The organism is Amycolatopsis sp. NPDC058986, assembly GCF_042741125.1.
Taxonomy (GTDB): Bacteria; Actinomycetota; Actinomycetes; order Mycobacteriales; family Pseudonocardiaceae; genus Amycolatopsis.
In genome coordinates this window covers 93,664-112,131 of record NZ_JBHYJW010000029.1, presented here as the reverse complement: position 1 = coordinate 112,131, position 18,468 = coordinate 93,664, and the positions used below count along the sequence as shown (strand labels likewise).

17 protein-coding genes are annotated in these 18,468 nt (G+C 70.0%); 7 read left to right on the top strand and 10 right to left on the bottom strand.

From position 1 onward, the window contains the following. Positions 1-104: 104 nt before the first annotated feature. The 3 genes from sepH to ACFW0G_RS25040 form a co-directional block, all read right to left on the bottom strand. The gene (gene sepH / locus ACFW0G_RS25050; RefSeq protein ID WP_378327805.1) at positions 105-974 is read right to left on the bottom strand and encodes a septation protein SepH; all 870 of its coding nucleotides are present in this window, start codon (positions 972-974) and stop codon (positions 105-107) included. A gap of 197 nt (positions 975-1,171) precedes the next feature. Beyond that, positions 1,172-2,332: an ATP-binding protein gene (locus ACFW0G_RS25045; RefSeq protein WP_378327804.1), complete on the bottom strand. Its 1,161-nt coding sequence runs from the start codon at positions 2,330-2,332 to the stop codon at positions 1,172-1,174. Further along, positions 2,329-2,994 (bottom strand): response regulator transcription factor, encoded by a 666-nt coding sequence (locus ACFW0G_RS25040; protein WP_378327803.1) that lies wholly within the window; start codon positions 2,992-2,994, stop codon positions 2,329-2,331. Before ACFW0G_RS25040 ends, ACFW0G_RS25045 begins: the two co-directional genes overlap by 4 nt. A 148-nt stretch (positions 2,995-3,142) precedes the next feature. On the opposite strand from ACFW0G_RS25040, the gene ACFW0G_RS25035 reads away from it, so the two are divergent. From ACFW0G_RS25035 to ACFW0G_RS25015, 5 genes are all read left to right on the top strand, one after another. After that, the gene (locus ACFW0G_RS25035; RefSeq protein ID WP_378327802.1) at positions 3,143-3,673 is read left to right on the top strand and encodes a hypothetical protein; all 531 of its coding nucleotides are present in this window, start codon (positions 3,143-3,145) and stop codon (positions 3,671-3,673) included. After that, positions 3,670-4,749: a peptidoglycan-binding protein gene (locus ACFW0G_RS25030; RefSeq protein WP_378327801.1), complete on the top strand. Its 1,080-nt coding sequence runs from the start codon at positions 3,670-3,672 to the stop codon at positions 4,747-4,749. The genes ACFW0G_RS25035 and ACFW0G_RS25030 overlap by 4 nt, the downstream gene beginning before the upstream one ends. Continuing rightward, positions 4,746-5,462: an ABC transporter ATP-binding protein gene (locus tag ACFW0G_RS25025; protein WP_378327800.1), complete on the top strand. Its 717-nt coding sequence runs from the start codon at positions 4,746-4,748 to the stop codon at positions 5,460-5,462. Before ACFW0G_RS25030 ends, ACFW0G_RS25025 begins: the two co-directional genes overlap by 4 nt. Further along, complete coding sequence (locus tag ACFW0G_RS25020) at positions 5,459-6,667, top strand: ABC transporter permease (protein WP_378327799.1); 1,209 nt, start codon at positions 5,459-5,461, stop codon at positions 6,665-6,667. Before ACFW0G_RS25025 ends, ACFW0G_RS25020 begins: the two co-directional genes overlap by 4 nt. Before the next feature lie 151 nt (positions 6,668-6,818). Further along, entirely contained in the window at positions 6,819-8,330 is a 1,512-nt protein-coding gene (locus tag ACFW0G_RS25015) for an amidohydrolase family protein (protein WP_378327798.1), read from the top strand. A gap of 3 nt (positions 8,331-8,333) precedes the next feature. Here the strand turns inward: ACFW0G_RS25015 and serC are convergent, their stop codons facing one another. The 7 genes from serC to ACFW0G_RS24980 all read right to left on the bottom strand — a co-directional run bounded on the left by serC (position 8,334) and on the right by ACFW0G_RS24980 (position 15,090). Then, positions 8,334-9,461 carry a phosphoserine transaminase gene (serC, locus tag ACFW0G_RS25010; protein ID WP_378327797.1) on the bottom strand — a complete coding sequence of 376 codons (1,128 nt, stop codon included), beginning with the start codon at positions 9,459-9,461 and terminating at the stop codon, positions 8,334-8,336. Between the two features lie 68 nt (positions 9,462-9,529). After that, positions 9,530-10,879: a serine hydrolase domain-containing protein gene (locus ACFW0G_RS25005; RefSeq protein WP_378327796.1), complete on the bottom strand. Its 1,350-nt coding sequence runs from the start codon at positions 10,877-10,879 to the stop codon at positions 9,530-9,532. A 102-nt stretch (positions 10,880-10,981) separates the two neighbouring features. Beyond that, positions 10,982-11,602: a response regulator gene (locus tag ACFW0G_RS25000; RefSeq protein ID WP_378327795.1), complete on the bottom strand. Its 621-nt coding sequence runs from the start codon at positions 11,600-11,602 to the stop codon at positions 10,982-10,984. Beyond that, positions 11,599-12,774 (bottom strand): sensor histidine kinase, encoded by a 1,176-nt coding sequence (locus ACFW0G_RS24995; protein ID WP_378327794.1) that lies wholly within the window; start codon positions 12,772-12,774, stop codon positions 11,599-11,601. The genes ACFW0G_RS25000 and ACFW0G_RS24995 overlap by 4 nt, the downstream gene beginning before the upstream one ends. After that, the gene (locus ACFW0G_RS24990; protein WP_378327793.1) at positions 12,771-13,583 is read right to left on the bottom strand and encodes an ABC transporter permease; all 813 of its coding nucleotides are present in this window, start codon (positions 13,581-13,583) and stop codon (positions 12,771-12,773) included. Before ACFW0G_RS24990 ends, ACFW0G_RS24995 begins: the two co-directional genes overlap by 4 nt. Then, positions 13,580-14,419 (bottom strand): ABC transporter ATP-binding protein, encoded by an 840-nt coding sequence (locus ACFW0G_RS24985; RefSeq protein ID WP_378327792.1) that lies wholly within the window; start codon positions 14,417-14,419, stop codon positions 13,580-13,582. The genes ACFW0G_RS24990 and ACFW0G_RS24985 overlap by 4 nt, the downstream gene beginning before the upstream one ends. An 83-nt stretch (positions 14,420-14,502) precedes the next feature. Then, a complete protein-coding gene (locus ACFW0G_RS24980) occupies positions 14,503-15,090 on the bottom strand; it encodes a TetR/AcrR family transcriptional regulator (protein WP_378327791.1) in 588 nt (195 codons plus the stop codon). Between the two features lie 77 nt (positions 15,091-15,167). Between ACFW0G_RS24980 and ACFW0G_RS24975 the strand changes: the two genes are divergently transcribed. Continuing rightward, a complete protein-coding gene (locus ACFW0G_RS24975; protein WP_378327790.1) occupies positions 15,168-16,691 on the top strand; it encodes an MFS transporter in 1,524 nt (507 codons plus the stop codon). Positions 16,692-16,727: 36 nt separating this feature from the next. Continuing rightward, positions 16,728-18,467 (top strand): SDR family oxidoreductase, encoded by a 1,740-nt coding sequence (locus ACFW0G_RS24970; RefSeq protein WP_378327815.1) that lies wholly within the window; start codon positions 16,728-16,730, stop codon positions 18,465-18,467. The last annotated feature ends 1 nt before the right edge of the window (position 18,468 follow it).

Here is an 18,468-nt window from a genome sequence, read left to right as displayed (position 1 = left end):
GGTCGCCCCGCACACCCGGCCCCCCCACCTCGCCGCCTGATCTGCCGTTCCGGCCACCTTACAGGCGTCAGACGCCTGTAAGGTGGCCTTAACGGCAGGTCGGGTCAGCCGCGCTGGGTGCGGACTCCGAGGAGCACGTCCTCCCAGGACGGCACGATCGGATGATTCTTCTTCGCCTTGGCCCGCTGCGGCTGCTCGTCGGTCTCCCGGACGTCCTCGTCGCCCTCCGGCGGGACGCGCGGGATCTCCCGGGTGTCGTCCTCGGGGTCGTGCTCAGGTTCGGTTCGCGGCGCCTCGATCGCCTTGGCCTCGAGGGATTCCGCGGAGTCCAGCGTCGGCTGCACGGCGGGCTCGCGGGCCGGGTCCAGCGCGCGCACGGTGCGCGGCGCGCGGTAGGAGTTGGGGTTGAGCAGGCCCTCGGCGTTCTCGTCCAGCGCGTGCACGGTGCCGCCGTGCGCCCCCGGCGAGAACGACCAGTGCGCGCGGTTGTCCGAACGGCCCGCCTTCCATTGCAGCACGACGACCCAGCGGCCGTCGTCACCGCGCCAGGAGTCCCACTTGGCCTGCGTGTAGTCGTGACCACGGACCCCGAAGGCGTAGGCGATCACCTCGCCGAGCGTCTGCACGTCGGGGCCGTCCTCACGGACCGGGTGCGCGCTCTGGGCGAGTTCGGCGGTGCGGGACCGCTCCAGCAGCACGGGGTAGGCGAAGCGCTCGACGCGCTGCACCGGCACCCCGGCACTGCTCGCCACCTGCTCGACGGACTCACCGGCCCGGATTCGCGCCTGGATCTCGCGTGGCCGCATCTGGCTCTCCAACTCGATTTCGATCTGGCCCAGCCGGGTGATGTCACCCCTCGCCGCCGCGCGCAGTCTCTCATCGGCCGGGAGCAGAAAGCGCGTACGGCTCGCCGGGTCTTCGCACACGATGGACTTTCCGTCCTCGTGCAGCCCGACCACCCGTAGCGCGCGCATTGTTCGCCTCCCCGATTCTTCACCTTTGTGGGTGCTTACGTTAGAACGGCGCGTCGGCTTGACGTGCGAGGCGCGCCGAGCCTTGACCGACCTGTTTCACTCTTGATCTTTGTGTCACGCATCCTCTGTCACCGTAGCGAAACCGGTGTGTGTGACGCGCCGAATACTGTGCGTCACGATTGGGTGTACTTCGGTGGTCACCCGGGCAGCCGGACGTCGACGGTCAGGCCGCCGCGGGGATTCGCCCGCGCCGCGGCGGCGCCACCGTGTGCCTCGGCGACCGACCGCACGATCGACAGCCCCAGCCCGGCGTGCGCGGCCGAGCCGGTGCGTTCGGGGGTGCCGCGCCGGAATGGCTCGAACAGCTCCGCGGCGCTTTCCGCGGGCACCGGCCGGCCCGAGTTCCGCACGCTCAGCGCGGGTTCGCCGCTGACGTCGACGTGCACCCAGCCGCCACGGACGTTGTAGTCGATCGCGTTGCTCACCAGGTTCGTCACCAGCCGTTCGAGCAGCACCGGATCGCCCGCGACGGTCCTTGGCCGCAACCGCGTCTCCACCGTCACCCCGGCCGCCTCGGCCTGCGCCGACGTCGTCCGGACGACCGAGCGCACGACCTCGTCGAGCCGCACCGGCGCGCGGGCGGTCAGGCCACGATCGCTGCGTGCCAGTACCAGGAGGCCCTCGATCATCCGCTCGCTGCGCTCGTTGGTGTGCAGCAGATGGGCGCCGAGCTTGCGGAGTTCCGGGGTCACCTCCGGATCGGCGAGCGCGACCTCGATCAGGGTGCGCTGCACGGCCAGTGGTGTCCGCAGCTCGTGGGACGCGTTGGCGACGAACCGTTTCTGGCTGTCGAACGACTCGGCGAGCCGGTCGAGCATGCCGTCGAAGGTGTCCGCGAGATCCTTGAGCTCGTCGTGCGGGCCGTCGTGGTTGATGCGCCGGTCGAGTTTGCCCGCCTCCAGCTTCCGCGCGGTCGAGGTGATGTCGTGCAGCGGACGCAGCGCCCTGCTCGCCATCAGCCAGCCGAAGAGCACCGCGAGCGCGGCCGCGACCAGCAGCGCCACCGCGGAGCCGAGTACCAAAGTGGACAGTGTCGAGCTGCGGTAGCCGTCGACGACGTCGGTTGCCACGCCCGCGACCACCCCGGCTTGGCTGACCTCCAGCGTCGTCGACGGCGGGAGCGTCTCGGCCAGAGGCAGGCGGGCCGCCACGGCGGTGCTCGCGTATTTCGCAGGCTCGGGCAGGGAGCTGTCGACCAGCAGGTAGTTGATCACCAGCAGGGCCACGCCCGCCAGCAGGAACAGGCCGCCGTAGAGCGCGGTGAGCCGGGTGCGCACCGACAGCCGGACGCGCTTCACCGTGCCCCTCCGAACCGGTAGCCCGCGCCCGGCACGGTCTCGATGACCGGGGGTTCGCCCAGCTTGCGCCGCAGCGTCATCACGGCGACCCGGACGGCGTTGGTGAACGGGTCCGCGTGCTCGTCCCACGCCTTTTCCAGCAGATCCTCCGGGCTGACCACCGTGCCGCTCGCGCGCATGAGTACCTCCAGCACCGCGAACTCCTTCGGCGACAACGGCAGGAAACGGCCGTCGCGGGAGGCCTGGTGCCGGGGCAGGTCGAGCACGACGCCGTCGCTTTCCAGCACCGGCGGCAGGGCGGGGCGGGCGCGCCGGGCCAGTGCCTGGACCCGGGCGACCAGCTCGGCGAAGGCGAACGGCTTGGTGAGGTAGTCGTCCGCGCCGAGACCGAGGCCGCGGACCCGGTCGGTGACCTCGGCGGCCGCGGTGAGCATCAGCACCCGTGCCTCGCCGCCCGCCGCGACCACCGCCGAGCAGACGTCGTCGCCGTGCACCTTGGGCAGGTCGCGGTCGAGGACGACGACGTCGTAGCCGTGTACGCCGACGCGTTCCAGCGCCTGTTCGCCGTCGTAGCAGACGTCGACCGCCATCGAATAACGGCGCAGTCCTTCGGCGATCGAATCCGCGAGCAGCAGCTCGTCCTCCACAACCAGCACACGCACACCGGTCAGTCTGCACCGCGGGGACATAAGCACCGGATAAACAACTTCGCTTAACGCGCGGAAATCACCCGGCCCGTAGAAATCCGGGCCGAGGCGGGTCCGGTTCGTCGGGGGCCGGACCCGCCCTTCGACCGAAAGGGAGATGCGGATGAAAACGCGGATGGCGATCCTCGGTGCCGGGGTGGCACTGGCCGTTTTGGCCGGCTGTTCGTCCGGTGACGGCGGCTCGAAGGTCGCTTCGATTTCGACGCCGCCGAAAAGCGGGAGCCAGGCGCCCGCGGCGGGCGGCAATGGGCAGACCGACAAAGCCGCGGATATGGACGCGATGCGCTCCTACGCGAAGTGTATGCGCGAACACGGCGTCGACATGCCCGACCCGACGGACGGCGGGATGATGTCGCTCCCCGCGATGACGCCGGGCGACACGAAGCTGGAAGGCGCGACCGCGGCCTGTAAGAAGCTGCTGCCCAACGGCGGCGAGGTCAAGAAGCCGACGCCCGAGGAGCTGGACAAACAGCGGCAGCAGGCCAAGTGCATGCGTGAGCACGGCGTGAACATGTCCGACCCGACCACCGACGGTGACAGCCAGGGCATCACGATCGACGGGGGCGACGGCTCGAAGTTCGAAGAGGCGGCGAAGGCGTGTGGCCTCGGGATCGGGATGTCGGCGCGGAAATGAACCAGCACAGGACACGGCGACGGACGCGATGGTTCATCGCGGCGGCGGCCGCGATCGTGGTACTCGGCACCACCTCCGTGGTGATCATGACCCAGGTCGCCTCCGGCAGCCCGAGCGCGACGCCGCCACCGAAACCCGTCGCTACCGCCGAAGTGGTCAAGACCGACTTGAGCGAGGAACAGGACGTCGACGGGCAACTCGGGTACGGCAAGGAAAATCCCGTGTCGGGCAGAAAGAACGGCACGGTCACCGCGTTACCGTCCACAGGGGACACCATCGGCAGGGGAAAGCCGGTGTACCACGTGGACGCCAAGCCGGTGCCGTTGTTCTACGGGAGCCTGCCCTTCTATCGGGACCTCTCCGACGGGGTGGACAAGGGGCCGGATGTCAAGGAGCTGGAGGAAAACCTGCAGGCGCTGGGTTTCGGCGGCTTCGGTGCTCCGGACGAGAAGTTCACGGCGGCCACGGCCGCGGCGGTGAAGCGGTGGCAGAAATCGCTCGGGCTCGAGCAGACCGGGACGTTCGGCCAGGGCGACGTCGTCCTCGCGCCGGGCGAGATTCGCGTGGCGTCGGTGTCGGCGCAGCTCGGCGGCCCCGCCGCGGGTGACGTGCTCAAGTACAGCGGTACCGGGCGCGTCGTGGAGGTCAAACTCGATGTCGCGAAGCAGAGCCTCGCAGCACGGGGCGCGAAGGTCAACGTCGTGGTGAACGGTCGCACGTCGACCGGCACGGTCGCCGAAGTCGGCCGGGCCGCCGAGAACGGCAAGGACGCGCAGGGGCAGGACGACGGCAAGCCGAAGATCGTCGTCCGGGTCACGTTGGACGATCCCGGAGTCGCGGGTTCCCTCGATACCGCCCCGGCGACCGTCCGGTTCACGAAGAGTGTCCACAAAGGAGTCTTCACGGTGCCGGTCGGTGCGTTGCTCGCGCTCGCGGAAGGCGGCTACGCCGTCGAGGTGGACGAAAACGGGCAACGCAGGCTGATCGGGGTCAAGACCGGATCGTTCAGCGGCGGCAAGGTCGAGGTCAGCGGGGACGGATTGCGCGAGGGTATGCGGGTGGTGGTCACGTCGTGACGCCGGTACTCGCCGTGCACGAGGTGTCGCGTACGTATCCCGGCGGGGTCACCGCGCTGCGTGACGTCTCACTGTCCTTATCGGACGGTGAGATGGTCGCGATCGTCGGACCTTCCGGCTCCGGGAAGTCCACCCTGCTGCAGCTGATGGGCACACTCGACCGGCCGAGTACCGGCCGGATCGAGATCCGCGGGAACGACGTCGCGGAGTTGCCCGACCGGAAGCTCTCGGCGCTGCGCTCGCGGTGGATCGGGTTCGTGTTCCAGCAGTTCTTCCTCAGCGAGGGTGTCAGCGCGGTGGACAACGTGTGCACGGGCCTGCTCTACAGCGGTGTGCCGAAACGGAAACGGCGGGAGAAAGCGCTTGCCGCACTCGACAGGGTCGGGCTGGCACACCGGTCCTCGCACTTCCCCGGGGAGTTGTCCGGCGGGGAGCGGCAGCGGGTCGCGATCGCGCGTGCCGTCGTGAACACTCCGCCGATTCTGCTCGCGGACGAGCCGACCGGGAACCTCGACACCGGCAACGGCGCGGCGGTGCTCGGCCTGCTGGGGCAGCTGAGTTCCGACGGCACCACGATCGTGATCATCACGCACGACCGCGAGATCGCCGCCGGCTTGCCGAGACGGATCGAGATCCTGGACGGGGCGGTGCGGCTCGACACCGGTTCGATGACCGGGCCGATGGCCGGTTCGAGGACCGGGGTGCCGCGGTGAGCGCGCCGGTCGCCCCGCCGCCGCCCGTGCGGCTCAGGCCGTCGGACGTGGTTTCCCTTGGCGCGCATGGGATGCGCACCCGGCCGGTGCGGGCGATGCTGTCGGCGCTTGGCATCGCGATCGGCGTCGCGGCGATGGTCGCCGTGCTCGCGGTCCCGGCGTCGGCGGCGCAGGCGTTGCAGGACAGGCTGGCCGCGATGGGCACGAACCTGCTCAAGGCGGGACCGGGGCAGACGTTGTTCGGGAAGAAGGCGACGCTCCCGGACGGTGTCATCCCGATGGTCCGGCGGATCAGCCCGGTCACCGGGGCGGTCGAGACCGGCAGGGTCGACGCGAAGGTGCGGCGCAACGACCACATCCCGAAGGACGACACGTCCGGGCTCGCGGTGTTCGCCGCGCGTCCGGACCTGCTGTCGGTGCTCGGCGGCAAGGTGCGGGCAGGGCAGTTCCTGAACGCGGCGAACCAGCGGTACCCGGTGACCGTGCTCGGTTCCGAGGCCGCCGCGCGGCTCGGGGTCGACCACGTGGATCCCGAGCGGCCGCCGCAGGTGCTGATCGGCGACGTCTGGTTCACCGTGGCGGGGGTGCTCGACCCGATGCCGCTCGCGCCGGAGGTAGAGCGGTCGGTGCTGGTCGGCTGGGACGCCGCGAAGGCGTTGCTCGGCTTCGACGGGCACCCCGGCACCGTGTACGTCCGGGCGAGTGAGTCCGAAGTGGACAGTGTGCGGTCGGTGCTCGGCGCGACGCTGAACCCGGCCGCGCCCAACGAGGTCGAGGTGCAGCGGCCGTCCGACGCGCTCGCCGCGCAGCAGCTGACCAGGACCACCTACGACGCGCTGTTCCTCGGCCTCGGCGGGGTGGCGCTGCTCGTCGGCGGGGTCGGGGTGGCCAACACGATGGTGATCTCGGTGCTGGAACGCCGTCGCGAGATCGGGCTGCGGCGGGCGTTGGGCGCGACGAAGCGTCAGGTGCGGGGTCAGTTCCTCGCCGAATCGGTGCTGCTGTCCGGCCTCGGCGGGCTCGTCGGCGTACTGCTCGGCGTCGCGGTCACGGCAGGGTACGCGCTGAGTCAGGGCTGGCCCGCCGTGCTTCCGCCCGTCGCGCTGGTCGGCGGGGTCGCGGTGTCCGCCGCCGTCGGCGCCATCGCCGGTGCCTATCCCGCCATGCGGGCCGCCCGCCTGCCGCCCACCCAGGCCCTCGCCTGACGTTCCGAGGGGCCTCGCCGTGAGGCCCCTCGGAGCTTGCGCAGTTCCGCACGAGGGAAGGCGTGCGGGCGATTCAGCACGATAGAAGAACCCACGCCCCCTGCAAGCCCGGTTCAATGGGCGCAGGGATCATGCTGAAGGGTGGCCTGTGGTGGCGTGCGAGGTGGGCAGGCGTGACTTCCTGCGCTGGCTGGCGATGAGTGGAGCCGGACTCGCGGCGGCGGGCCTCGCGCCTGCCGTGTTCGCGCAGGAAGCCGCGGCGGCGGGTTCCGACGTCGTGGTGCTGACGCCGGTGACGGTGATCGACGCGACCGGTGCCCCGGCCCGCTCCGACGTCGCGATCGTGCTGGTCGGCGACCGCGTCGCCTGGATCGGGCCGCCCGCCGACCTGCCGCCGGCCGAGGGCGCCCGGGTGCTCGACGGTCGCGGCAGGTACGTCATCCCCGGCCTGTGCGACATGCACACCCACGGCGCCGACATGGTCGCGGTCCCGGAGCTGCACGTGGTCAACGGCGTGACCACGATCCGCGAGATGTGGGGTTATCCCGAGAACCGGGTCGTCCGGGACCGGATCGAACGCGGTGAGCTGCTGGGCCCCCGGATGGTGCTGGCCAGCGGCATCATCGACGGACCGGTGTCCCTGCTGGAGCCCCCGGTCGTCCGGGTGTCCACAGAGGACGAAGCGAGGGCGGCCGTACGCACCGCGAAGGCCGAGGGCGCCGAGTTCGTCAAGGTCTATTCGTACCTGGGCCGGGACACCTTCGCCGCGGTCGCCGACGAGTGCGCGCGGCAGGGCCTCCCGTTCGGCGGGCACTGGCCGTACCGCGTCACCATTCCCGAGGCCAGTGCCGCGGGCCAGCGGAGTTTCGAGCACCTGTACGGCATGGGAATCCACACCTCGACCCGGCGGGATGAATTCCTCGCGCGGCTCGCGGGCCAGCCGTTCGACCCGGCCGCGCCGCGCGCGTTCTACAACCTGGTCGCCGAGCTCGATCGCCAGGGCACGCTCAGCCACAGCCCCGCCCGCGCACAGGCGTTGTTCGAGTTGCTGGTCCACAATGGATCGTGGCTGTCCCCGACGCTGATCGTGAACCGCGTCATTTCCGCGCCCGCGGAGACCTACGCGCACGATCCCCGGTTGCGGTACGTACCGCCGTCACTGCGGGATTACTGGAAGGAACGCATCAAGGTCTTCGCGCCGGTCACCCCGCGAGAGATCGCCGAGCGGGAGGCGTATTTCCAGGCGCTGCTCGGATTGCTGGGCGACGCGTACCGCGCGGGTGTCGGCGTCATCGGCGGCACCGACTGCCCGAATCCGTACTCGTTCCCCGGGTTCGGCCTGCACGACGATCTCGAATTTCTCGTCAAGGCGGGATTGTCGCCGATGCAGGCCCTGCAGACGGTGACCCGCGACGCGGCACGCTACCTGGGCAGGCAGGACACCGCGGGGACGGTCACCGTGGGCAAGGTCGCCGATCTCGTGGTGCTCGACGCGAATCCGCTCGACGGCATCGGTGCGGTGCGCCGGATCGACACGGTGATCAGCCGTGGCAGGATCCTCGACCGCGCGAAGCGGGCGAAGGTGCTCGCCGACGTCGAAAGGGCCGTACAGACCAGTGCCCCGGTCGTGAGGACCGGGGCACCGAAGCGGGACTGCTGCTGAGGGTCAGGACAGCCGCTCGACGACGTACTCGACGCTCTGCGTGAGCTTGCTGATGTCGTCCGGGTCGATGGCCGGGAACAGGCCGACGCGCAGCTGGTTGCGGCCCAGCTTGCGGTACGGCTCGGTGTCGACGATCCCGTTGGCGCGCAACACCTTCGCCACCGCCGAGGCATCCACCTCGTCGGCGAAGTCGATGGTGCCGACGACCTGCGAGCGCAGTGCCGGATCGGTCACGAACGGCGTGGTGTAGGCGGTCTTCTCGCCCCATTCGTACAGCCGGGTCGAGGATTCCTTGGTGCGGGCCGTCGTCCAGTCGAGGCCGCCCTGGCCGAGCATCCACTCGATCTGGTCGGCCAGCAGGAACAGCGTCGACACCGCCGGGGTGTTGTACGTCTGGTCCTTGCGCGAGTTGTCCAGCGCGGTGGTCAGCGACAGGAACTCCGGCACCCAGCGGTCGCTCGCGCCGATCTCGCCGATCCGCTCGACCGCGGCGGGCGAGGCCAGCGCGATCCACAGCCCGCCGTCCGAGGCGAACGACTTCTGCGGCGCGAAGTAGTAGACGTCGAAGTCCTCGGCCTTGACCGGCAGGCCGCCGGCGCCGGACGTCGCGTCGATCGCGACGAGCGCGCCTTCACTGCCCTCCGGACGGCGGACCGGCACCGCGACGCCGGTCGAGGTCTCGTTGTGCGCCCAGCCGACCAGGTCGGCGCCGGACTGGTAGGCGATCTCGGGCGCGCTGCCCGGGTCGGCCTTGACCACGATCGGGTCGGCGAGGAAGGGGGCGCCCTTGGTCACGGTGGCGAACTTCGAGGAGAACTCGCCGTAGGTGAAGTGCTGGGCCCGCTCGCGCACGAGGCCGAACGCGGCGGCGTCCCAGAACGCGGTCGTGCCGCCGTTGCCGAGGATCACCTCGTAGCCCTCGGGCAGGGAGAACAGCTCGGTCAGGCCCGCGCGGACGCGCCCGACGAGGGACTTGACCGGCTTCTGGCGGTGGGACGTGCCCAGGTAGGTGGAGCCGGAGGCCGCCAGCGCGCTCAGCTGCTCGCCGCGGACCTTCGACGGTCCGCAGCCGAAGCGGCCGTCGGCCGGCTTGAGCTCTGCGGGGATGGTCAACTCAGCTGCGTCGGTCATGTGCGCAGTCTCTCAGGCCGGGACGCCCCAGCTCCCTCCGGTACCGCACTGCCCACCATCTGGAACACTCAGCGCCAGCCGTCGGGGTCGACGCCGCCGGGGATCGGGGCGGCCGGGTCGTACGGCGTACGGGTGAAGATGAACGTCGCCAGGTCGAGGTGGTTCGGGACGCCGTCGGCGTCGCGGCCGACGGTGAGCGTCTCGCCCGCGTAGTAGGCGTCGAGGCCGAGCCAGGTGTCGCTGTCGACCGGCCGGAACCGCGACGCGCGGCCGACGCCGTCGGCCGGGTACAGCGAGAAGCAGCCGTCGGGCAGCAGCCGCAGGTGATACGGCGTCGGACCCCAGTGCCAGAGCCCGGTCAGCTCCAGCAGTTTCGGGTCCACAGTGGACGGAAGCCACTCCGCGGGGAACGCGGGTTCGAGCTCGTCGCTCGTCGTGATCAGGTCGAGGCACAGCTGGGTGATGCCGACGCCGCCGGTCGAGTTCGTCAGCACCAGCGCGCCGGTGCCGGTGGCCGGGTCGCTCAGCGTGACCGCCAGGAAGCCGGGCATCGACCCGGTGTGCCCGGTCAGCCTGCGTCCCTGGTAGCGCAGTGCCATCAGGCCCAGCCCGAACCCGGTGGTCCAGTTGTCGGCGTCGTCGACGGTGACCATGGTTCGCATCTCGGCGAGCGTGTCCTCGCTCAGGACGTCGCCGCTGCCCTGTCCGCCGAGGAACGCCGTCCAGCGGCCGAGGTCGGTGACCGTCGACCACAGCTGCCCGGCCGGGGCCATGGCGCCCGCGTCCGGTGACGGCTCCGGCAGCAGCAGGTCCGCGAACGGGTGCACGGCGAAACCCTCCGCGTGCGCGCCCTCGGGATGCGGCGTGGTGCGGGACATGCCCAGCGGGCCGAGGATCTCCGTACGCAGCACGGTGAGCCAATCGCTCCCGCGCTTGCGCGCGATCAGCTCGCCGAGCACGCCGTAGCCGACGTTCGAGTAGTGGAACTTCGCACCGGGACGAAGCTTCGTCGCGCCGGTCGCCAGGCTCCCGACGAGGGCCTCCCAGTCCGCGCCCGGCGTGCGTTCCCACCACAGGCCTGGGGATTCGGAAGTCAGCCCGGAGGTGTGCGAGAGCAGCTGCGCGATGGTCGCGCCGCCGAACGCGGTGCCCGGCAGATGCTGTTCGAGCGGGTCGTTGAGGTCAAGTGCGCCCTCGTCACGCAGCCGCATGACGGCGGTGGCGACCATCGTCTTGGTGATCGAGCCCAGCCGGTACTGCGTGTCGTCGTCCGGGCGCGCGTCGCCAACCTGCCCGCGAGCCCCGGACCAGACGACCTGCCCGTCCCGCACAACAGCGGCGACCAGGGACGGAGCACGGCAAACGGCCTGCTCGTGCGCCACTCGGCGCAGCAGGGCGAGTTCGGTCGAAGCAAGCATGAAGAGCATTCTGCCCCTAGTACCTTCTATCCGATCACGCGAGTTCTCCATCCAGACACGCGAGATCGCCGCCCAATCACGCGAGTGCGCCGCCTAATCACATCAGCCGAGGAGGCCCCGCTCCATCGCCGTGGTCACCGCCGCGGTCCGGTCGGACACGCCGAGCTTCCCGAACACCCGCAGCAGATGCGTCTTCACCGTGGCCTCGCTGATGTGCAGTGCCCGTCCGATGTCCGCGTTCGTCCCGCCCTTCGCGACGAGCCGCAGCACCTCCGCCTCCCGCGCCGACAACGGCGGCGACTCCGGGTTCCGCACGCGCTTCACCAGCTTCCCGGCCACCGACGGCGCCAGTACCGTCTCGCCCCGTGCCGCCGCCCGGATCGCCCCGGCCAGCTCGGCCCGCGACGCGTCCTTGAGCAGGTACCCGGACGCACCGGCCTCGACGGCACGCAGGATGTCCGCGTCCGTTTCGTAGGTGGTCAGCACGACAATCCGCCGACCCGGCGTCTGCCGCAGGATCTTCCTGGTCGCACCGACACCGTCGAGGCCGGGCATCCGCAGGTCCATCAGGATGACGTCGGGCTGCTTGACGCTGTCGAGTGCGACGGCCTCGTCGCCGGAGCCCGCCTCACCGACGACGCTGAAGTCCGCTTCGGACTCCAGCATCCCGCGCAGTCCCTCGCGTACCACGGGGTGATCGTCGACCAGCATGATCCGGATCACGCGGGCACCTCCACTGTCAGTTCCGTCCCGCCGGTACGTCCACTGCGGACGGTCAGCCGCCCGCCTACCTGCTCGGCCCGCGACCGCATCCCTGGCAGGCCGAACCCGTCCGACGGGTCATCCGGATCGAATCCGACGCCGTTGTCCCGCACCAGCAACCGTACCGAATCGTCCACAACGGACACTTGGACGGACACCGTCGACGCGGCCGCGTGCTTGCGTATGTTCGTCAACGCCTCCTGCGCCGCCCGCAAAAGGACCACTTCGGCCGCCATCGGCAGCGGTGGCACCGCACCGTCCACTTCGTACGAAGCCTCGACGCCGGTCTCATCGGCCAGCCGTTCGACCTGACGTCGCAAGGCATCGTCCAGCGAACCCGTGGTGAGCTCGGCCGGGGCGAGCGCCGCTACCATCGTCCGAGCCTCGTCCAGGTTCTCGCGCGCGGTGCGGGCCGCGAGTTCGAGGTGCCGCCTCGCCGCCGCCGGGTCGGTGTCCATTTCGGACTCGATCGCCTGGGTGAGGGTGACGATGCTGGTGAACCCCTGCGCCAGCGTGTCGTGGATCTCGCGGGCGAGCCGTTCCCGTTCGGCGGCCGTGCCCGCCTCCCGGGAGAGGCGGGCCACCTCGGCCTGGCTGGCCTCCAGCCGCTCGATCAGCTCGGCGCGGGCGCTGCTCTCCTCGATGATCCGGGTGATGTACCGCCCGATCAGCATGCTGAACACGATCATGATCGCGAGCATCGGCACCAGGAACCGCAGTATCGCGCTGTCCAGCCCGTCGTGGACGATCGAGGACACCGGGCTCAGCACTATCGCCGTGGTGGTGAGCACGGCGGCCGGTTTGAAGTCCAGCGTGATGTACACCAGCGGGCAGACGATGAACAGGCCGAAGCTCGCCGTGGAGTCGGCGAACATCGCGACGGCGATGAGGACCAGCAGGACACCGGCGAACAGCCACCGCTGGGGGTCGCTGTCCTCGGCGAAGAGAACGCGACGACCCTGCAGCAGGTAGGCGAGCGCGATCCCGGTCAGCGCGAGGACGGCGACCAGTTTCGCTGCCGGCTCCGCGTTGTCGGTCAGGATGTACGCGGCCGTGCCGAGGTACGCGACGCCGAACACCACGTCCCACAGCCAGTGGAACCGGTCCCAGGCGTCCCGCCTCGGGGGTTTCACCGGCTCTCGTTCGTCCAGCGGAACGTCAGCTTCGCCAGCAACAGCCCCGCCACGCACCAGGCGCCGAGCACCAGCGCCACCATCGGAAGTTCCCATGTCCCCGCCATCTCCTGAGCCGCGGCCTCCGGGGGCAGGAACACCGAACGGAACCCCTGGCACACCCACTTCAGCGGAAAGACCGACGCGACGTAGACCATAACCTTCGGCAGATGCGTGATGGGCGTGACGAACACCCCGGACATGAACTGCAGCACCAAATACACCAGGTTGACCAACGCGACCACGCCGTTCGTCGAGCGCACCGCCGAGCTGATCACGATGCCGAGCAGCGTGCAGGACACGATTCCCAGCGCGAACACCCAGAACAGCGTCAGCCACTGAATGGGGTCGGCGGGCAGATGCAACTTGAACAACAGCACGGCCACCGCGATCATCAACACCGACTGGGCCGCGCTGGTCACCGCCACCAGCACCATCTTGCCGATGAAGTACGACCCGGCGGACATCGGTGTCCCGCGAAGGCGTTTGAGCGCACCGGTCTCGCGGTCGGCGGCCAGCCCGATGCCCATGCTGTTGAACGACGTCGAGACGATGCCCGCGCCGATCATGCCCGCGGCGAGCAGCTGGCCCGAGCTGACCGACGCCTGCGCGGTCGGACCGTCCAGAATGGACCCGAGCAGGATCATCAGTATCGCGGGCAGGGAGAAGGTGAAGATCACCTGTTCCTTGTTGCGGAAGAACTGGCGCAGTTCCGCGCCGCCGCGGAGCAGCCCCAGCGAGAACGTGCCGGGCAGGGCGAGCGTGGTCATTCCGTGTCTCCGATCAGGTCAAGGTAGACGTCCTCCAGGCTCGGCCTGGTCACGGTCAGCTCACCGAGCTCCCCACCCCCAGTGGAGAGCTCGGTGATGAGCTTGGTCGGGTACGCGGTGCGCTCGACGTGTTCGCCGCGCTGGTCGACCCAGCGCACGGTGGCCTCCGCTCCGGCCCTGCCGCCGAGGTCCCGTGGAGTGTCCTCGGCGACGATGCGGCCGCGGGCGATCACCGCGACCCGGTCGGCGAGGGCCTCGGCCTCGTCGAGGTAATGCGTGGTGAGCAGGATCGTCGTGCCTTCCTCGGCGAGCCCGGCGATCAGGGCCCAGAACTGGCGACGCGCTTCGGGATCGAATCCGGTCGTCGGCTCGTCGAGGAAGAGCAGTTCGGGACGGCCGACGATGCCCAGCGCGACGTCCACCCGACGGCGTTGCCCACCGGACAACGACTTCACCCGCGCTCCCGCCTTCTCGGTCAGCCCGACCTTGTCGATCACTTCCTCGGGATCCCGGGGATTCGGGTAGTACTTCGCGAAGTGCCGCACGGTTTCGGCGACGGACAGCTCGGCCGCGTCGGTCGCGGTCTGCAGGACGATGCCCAGCCGCGCCCGCCAGGCCCTGCCCGCGCGTCCGGGATCCTCGCCGAGCACGCTGACCTCACCGGCCGTCCGGTCGCGGTGCCCCTCCAGGATCTCGACGGTCGTCGTCTTCCCCGCGCCGTTCGGCCCGAGCAGCGCGAACACCTCGCCGCGCCGGATGTCGAGATCGAGCCCGGCCACGGCGACGTGCCCCGGATACTCCTTGCACAAGCCGCGCACGCTCACTGCTGTGGTCATGGCTCGAGTCTGCTGCCGTCGGGGGCGCCTCAGGGACGTCCGGGAAGTGGAATCCGGTTGTCCACCGATCGACGGACACGGGCTCAGCGAGGAGTCAGCAGCTCACGCAGCGCGAGGGTGAGCGAGGCTTGGAGCGCGTGCGGATCCTCGCAGGTCAGCATGCGGTGGGCGAATCCGTCGCCCAGCGCGATCACGACGTCGGCGAGCTGGCCGGTCGGCAGGTCGGTCCGGATGTGTCCGGCGTCGCGGGCGGTGTCGAGGAAGTCCACGGTCATGTCGTGGAGTTCGTCGTAGCCTTCGCGGACGAAGTCCGTCCACGAGGGACGCACCGCCGCGCGGGCGGTGAAGGCGCTGATGACGATCGACTCGGCACGGCGCTGCTCGTCGAGCGGCAGCGTCTCGCCGACCAGCCGGATCAGCACCTCCAGAAGGTTCCCGGTGTAGTCGATCCGCGTCCAGCGCTGCTCCACGAACTCGCCGGTGAGGTCGAGTGCGAACCGGAACAGTTCTTCCTTGGTGGAGAAGTACTTCTGTACCGCGCCCGCGGACACCCCGGCCTCGGCGGCCACGGATCGCACGCTCACCGCCTCGACGCCGCCCGCGGCGACCAGGCGCAGCAGCGCGTCGGCGATTTCCCGGCGGCGCTCGGCCCGGTCCACGATCTTCGGCACTGGCGCATCCTACTTTCGGCGGAGGTGGTGTGCCCGTGACGGTTTTAGGATACGCTCGTATCTCGAAAGGGGGGAGGGTGGCCGAACAGGGGGTGCGCCGCCGCGAGGAGAACGAGCTCGCGGCGGCGCTGGTCAAAGGGCCGGCCGAGGTGCTGGATTTCTTCCTGCCGTTGTGGGTGGGGATCCAGCTGGGCGCCTCGGCGGCGGAGGTCGGCGCGCTGACCGCGCTGGAGACGCTGGTTTCGTTCCTGGTACGGCCGCTGGCCGGGGTGCTGGCCGACCGCGCCGATCGGGGTCGGGTCGCCGCGATCGGTGCTGTCCTCTATGGACTGTCCTTTGTGGCGTACGGGGTGACGCCGGGCATCGGTGTCGCCTACGCGGGCGCGGTACTCGGCGGCGCGGGTGGCGCGTTGTTCTGGGTGGCACTGCGCGCGAGAGTCGGCGAGGGACTGTCCACGGACGACAGTGTGTTCAGCAGGCTGTTCGCCGCCGAGGGTGGCGGGACGTGGATCGCGTTCGTCGTCGCGATGACGCTGGTCAAGTGGCTCGACTACCGGGGCGTTTTCGCGCTCGGCGCGGTCGCCTGCGTGGTCGCCGCGGTGTTGCTGGGCTTCTCGCGGGTGAAACGTGCCGAGCCTGTTCCCGAAGCGCCACGCCTCGGGCAGGTGAGCAGGCGGCTGCGGCCGATGCTCGGCCTGGTGGCGCTGACGGCGCTCGCGGAAGGCGGCGTCGCGTTGTTGCTCCTGCTGCATCTGCAGCGCGGTCATCACCTGGAACTGGGCCGGATCGCCGCCGTGTTCCTGCCCGGGTTCATCGTCTACAGCGTGCTGCCGGGGTACCTGCACGGGTTCGTCCGGCGGCTCGGCCGGACGCGGGTCCTCGCGCTGGCGATGCTGGCGAGCGCCGTCTTCGCGGCCGGGCTCGCGTTCGCGCCGGATCCGGTGACGATCGCGGTGATGTGGATCCTCTCGGCCGCCGCGTTCGCCGCCGCCGTGCCGGTGGAACAGGCCGTGGTGGCCGAAGCGGCCGGGGGCAGCCTCGGCCGGGGCATGGGGATCTACGAGAGCGCGACGTTACTCGGAGCGACCATCGGCACCTTTGCGGCCGGGCAGCTCTATGGTTCCGGGGACGCCGGCTGGCGGATCGCGTGCTTCGGTGCGGCGGGTCTGCTCGTGCTCGGCGCGCTCGTCGTCCGGGGTGCGGTGCGGCGGATCGGAGTCGCGGAGTTTCCCGTGGAACAGGCGAAAACGCCGTCACAAAAGGAAAAACCGGCCTCTGAACCCGTTGTCATGGTGCCCGGAGTGATCGACGTCCGGCCACAAGAGGCCAACCCGGTGAAGCGCGAAACGAACACTCGCGCGAAGCCGCTCGCGAACTGGGGCGTGCACTTGGCCGTGTTCGTCCTCGTGCAGGGCGTGCTGGCGTTCGCTGGGTACAGCTGGCCGGTCGAAGCGGTCTTCGGCGGCCCGCACGACGCGGGCTGGTTCTGGAACTGGAGTGGTCACTGGCTGTTGAACGCGGGCCGGATCTGGACCGCCCTTCTGCTGCTCGACACGGTGTGGACCTGGGGCCGGTTCGCGCTGCGCTCGCGCGCTTGTTGACAAACTGTCTAACATGACAGAATGTCTCACAAGTGGGTGACCGCCAGCGACGGTGTCCGCCTCTCGGTCCAGGTGACCGGCAACGAGGACGGACCCACGGTCGTGCTTGTGCACGGCTATCCGGACAACGGCTCGATGTGGGACGGCGTGGCCGCCGAGCTGGACGCCCGCTACCGCGTCGTGGTCTACGACGTGCGGGGCGCGGGTCAGTCGGACAAACCGTCAGGACGCCGGTCCTATCGGCTGGACCAGCTGGCCAGTGACCTCAAGGCCGTCGTCGACGCGGTCGCGCCGACCGGCAGGGTCCACCTGATCGCCCACGACTGGGGCTCGATCCAGGCCTGGCACGCGGTGACCGGCGACGAGCTGCGCGGGCGGCTCGCCTCGTACACGTCGATTTCCGGGCCGAGCCTCGATCACGCGGGCGCGTGGTTCCGCGCGCAGGTCGCGAAGCCGACGCCGCGGCGGCTTCGGCATGCGCTGGGTCAGGGCCTGCACTCCTGGTACATCGGCTTCTTCCAGATCCCGCTGCTGCCGCAGCTGTTGTGGCGCGTCGGGGCGATGCGCGCGATCATCCGGCGGATGGAGCCGGCGGAGGCCGCGCCGGAGACCGCCGACGGCGTGCACGGCCTCAACCTCTACCGCGCGAACATGCTTCCTCGGCTGTCCCGGCCCGCGCCGCGTGCCGCCGAGATCCCGGTGCAGGTGCTCGCACCCAGCGGCGATTCGTTCGTCACCACGCCGTTGCAGACCGAGATCTCGCGCTGGGTCCCGGATCTGCGGGTCCGGCGGATCATCGGCACGCACTGGGTCGCGCGCAGCAAGCCGAAGGTCATCGCCGGCGCCGCGGCCGAGCTGATCGACCATGTCGAGGGTGGCGAGGAAACCCGTGCGCTCAAACGGGCCCGGGTGTCTGAATTGAACACAGTGGACACTGTGTCTGATGTGCAAGCAGGGGGCCGGTTCGCGAACAAGCTCGTCGTGATCACCGGTGCGGGCAGCGGGATCGGCAGGGCGACCGCGCTGGCCTTCGCAGGCGAGGGCGCCGACGTCGTCATCACCGACATCGACGCGAACGCCGCCGCCGAGACAGCGAAGCTGTTGCTGGACAAGGGTGCGAACGTCGGTGAGTACACAGTGGACTCCTCGGACGGCGAGGCGGTGGCGCGGTTCGCGGAGCTCGTCCGTGCCGACTTCGGAGTCCCGGACATCGTGATCAACAACGCCGGGATCGGCATGTCCGGCTCCTTCCTCGACACGTCCGAAAAGGACTGGGAGAAGGTCGTCGACGTCAATCTGTGGGGTGTCATCCACGGGTGCCGCGCGTTCGCCGCGCAGATGGTCGAGCGGTCCGAGGGCGGCCAGATCGTGAACCTGGCCTCGCTGGCGGCCTACCTGCCGTCGAAGATCCTTTCCGCCTACGCCACCACGAAGTCCGCCGTGCTGACGCTTTCGGTGTGCCTGCGCGCGGAACTGGCTGCCGAAGGGATCGGGGTCACCGCGATCTGTCCCGGCATCGTGAAGACCAACATCACCGACACGACGCGGTTCGTCGGGGTGGACGCCGAGGAGCAGCGACGGCTCCAGCGGGCCAGCTCGAAGCTCTACGCGCGGCGTGGGTTCGGGCCGGAGAAGGTGGCGCGCGACATTCTGAAGGCCGTCGAGCGGAACACCGCGATCGCGCCGTCGACGCCGGAGGCCAAGGCGGCGCTGGTCCTTTCGCGACTGACCCCCGGACTCCTCCGCGCGGCGGCGAAACTGGACGTCACTCCGTGAG

What these genes read in the sequence shown, in the direction of transcription:
- ACFW0G_RS25030 (WP_378327801.1), top strand. Translation starts at nt 3,670, where the DNA reads ATGAACCAGCACAGGACACGGCGACGGACGCGATGGTTCATCGCGGCG.
- ACFW0G_RS24985 (WP_378327792.1), bottom strand. Translation starts at nt 14,419, where the DNA reads ATGACCACAGCAGTGAGCGTGCGCGGCTTGTGCAAGGAGTATCCGGGG.
- ACFW0G_RS25005 (WP_378327796.1), bottom strand. Translation starts at nt 10,879, where the DNA reads ATGCTTGCTTCGACCGAACTCGCCCTGCTGCGCCGAGTGGCGCACGAG.
- ACFW0G_RS25035 (WP_378327802.1), top strand. Translation starts at nt 3,143, where the DNA reads ATGAAAACGCGGATGGCGATCCTCGGTGCCGGGGTGGCACTGGCCGTT.
- sepH (WP_378327805.1), bottom strand. Translation starts at nt 974, where the DNA reads ATGCGCGCGCTACGGGTGGTCGGGCTGCACGAGGACGGAAAGTCCATC.
- serC (WP_378327797.1), bottom strand. Translation starts at nt 9,461, where the DNA reads ATGACCGACGCAGCTGAGTTGACCATCCCCGCAGAGCTCAAGCCGGCC.
- ACFW0G_RS24990 (WP_378327793.1), bottom strand. Translation starts at nt 13,583, where the DNA reads ATGACCACGCTCGCCCTGCCCGGCACGTTCTCGCTGGGGCTGCTCCGC.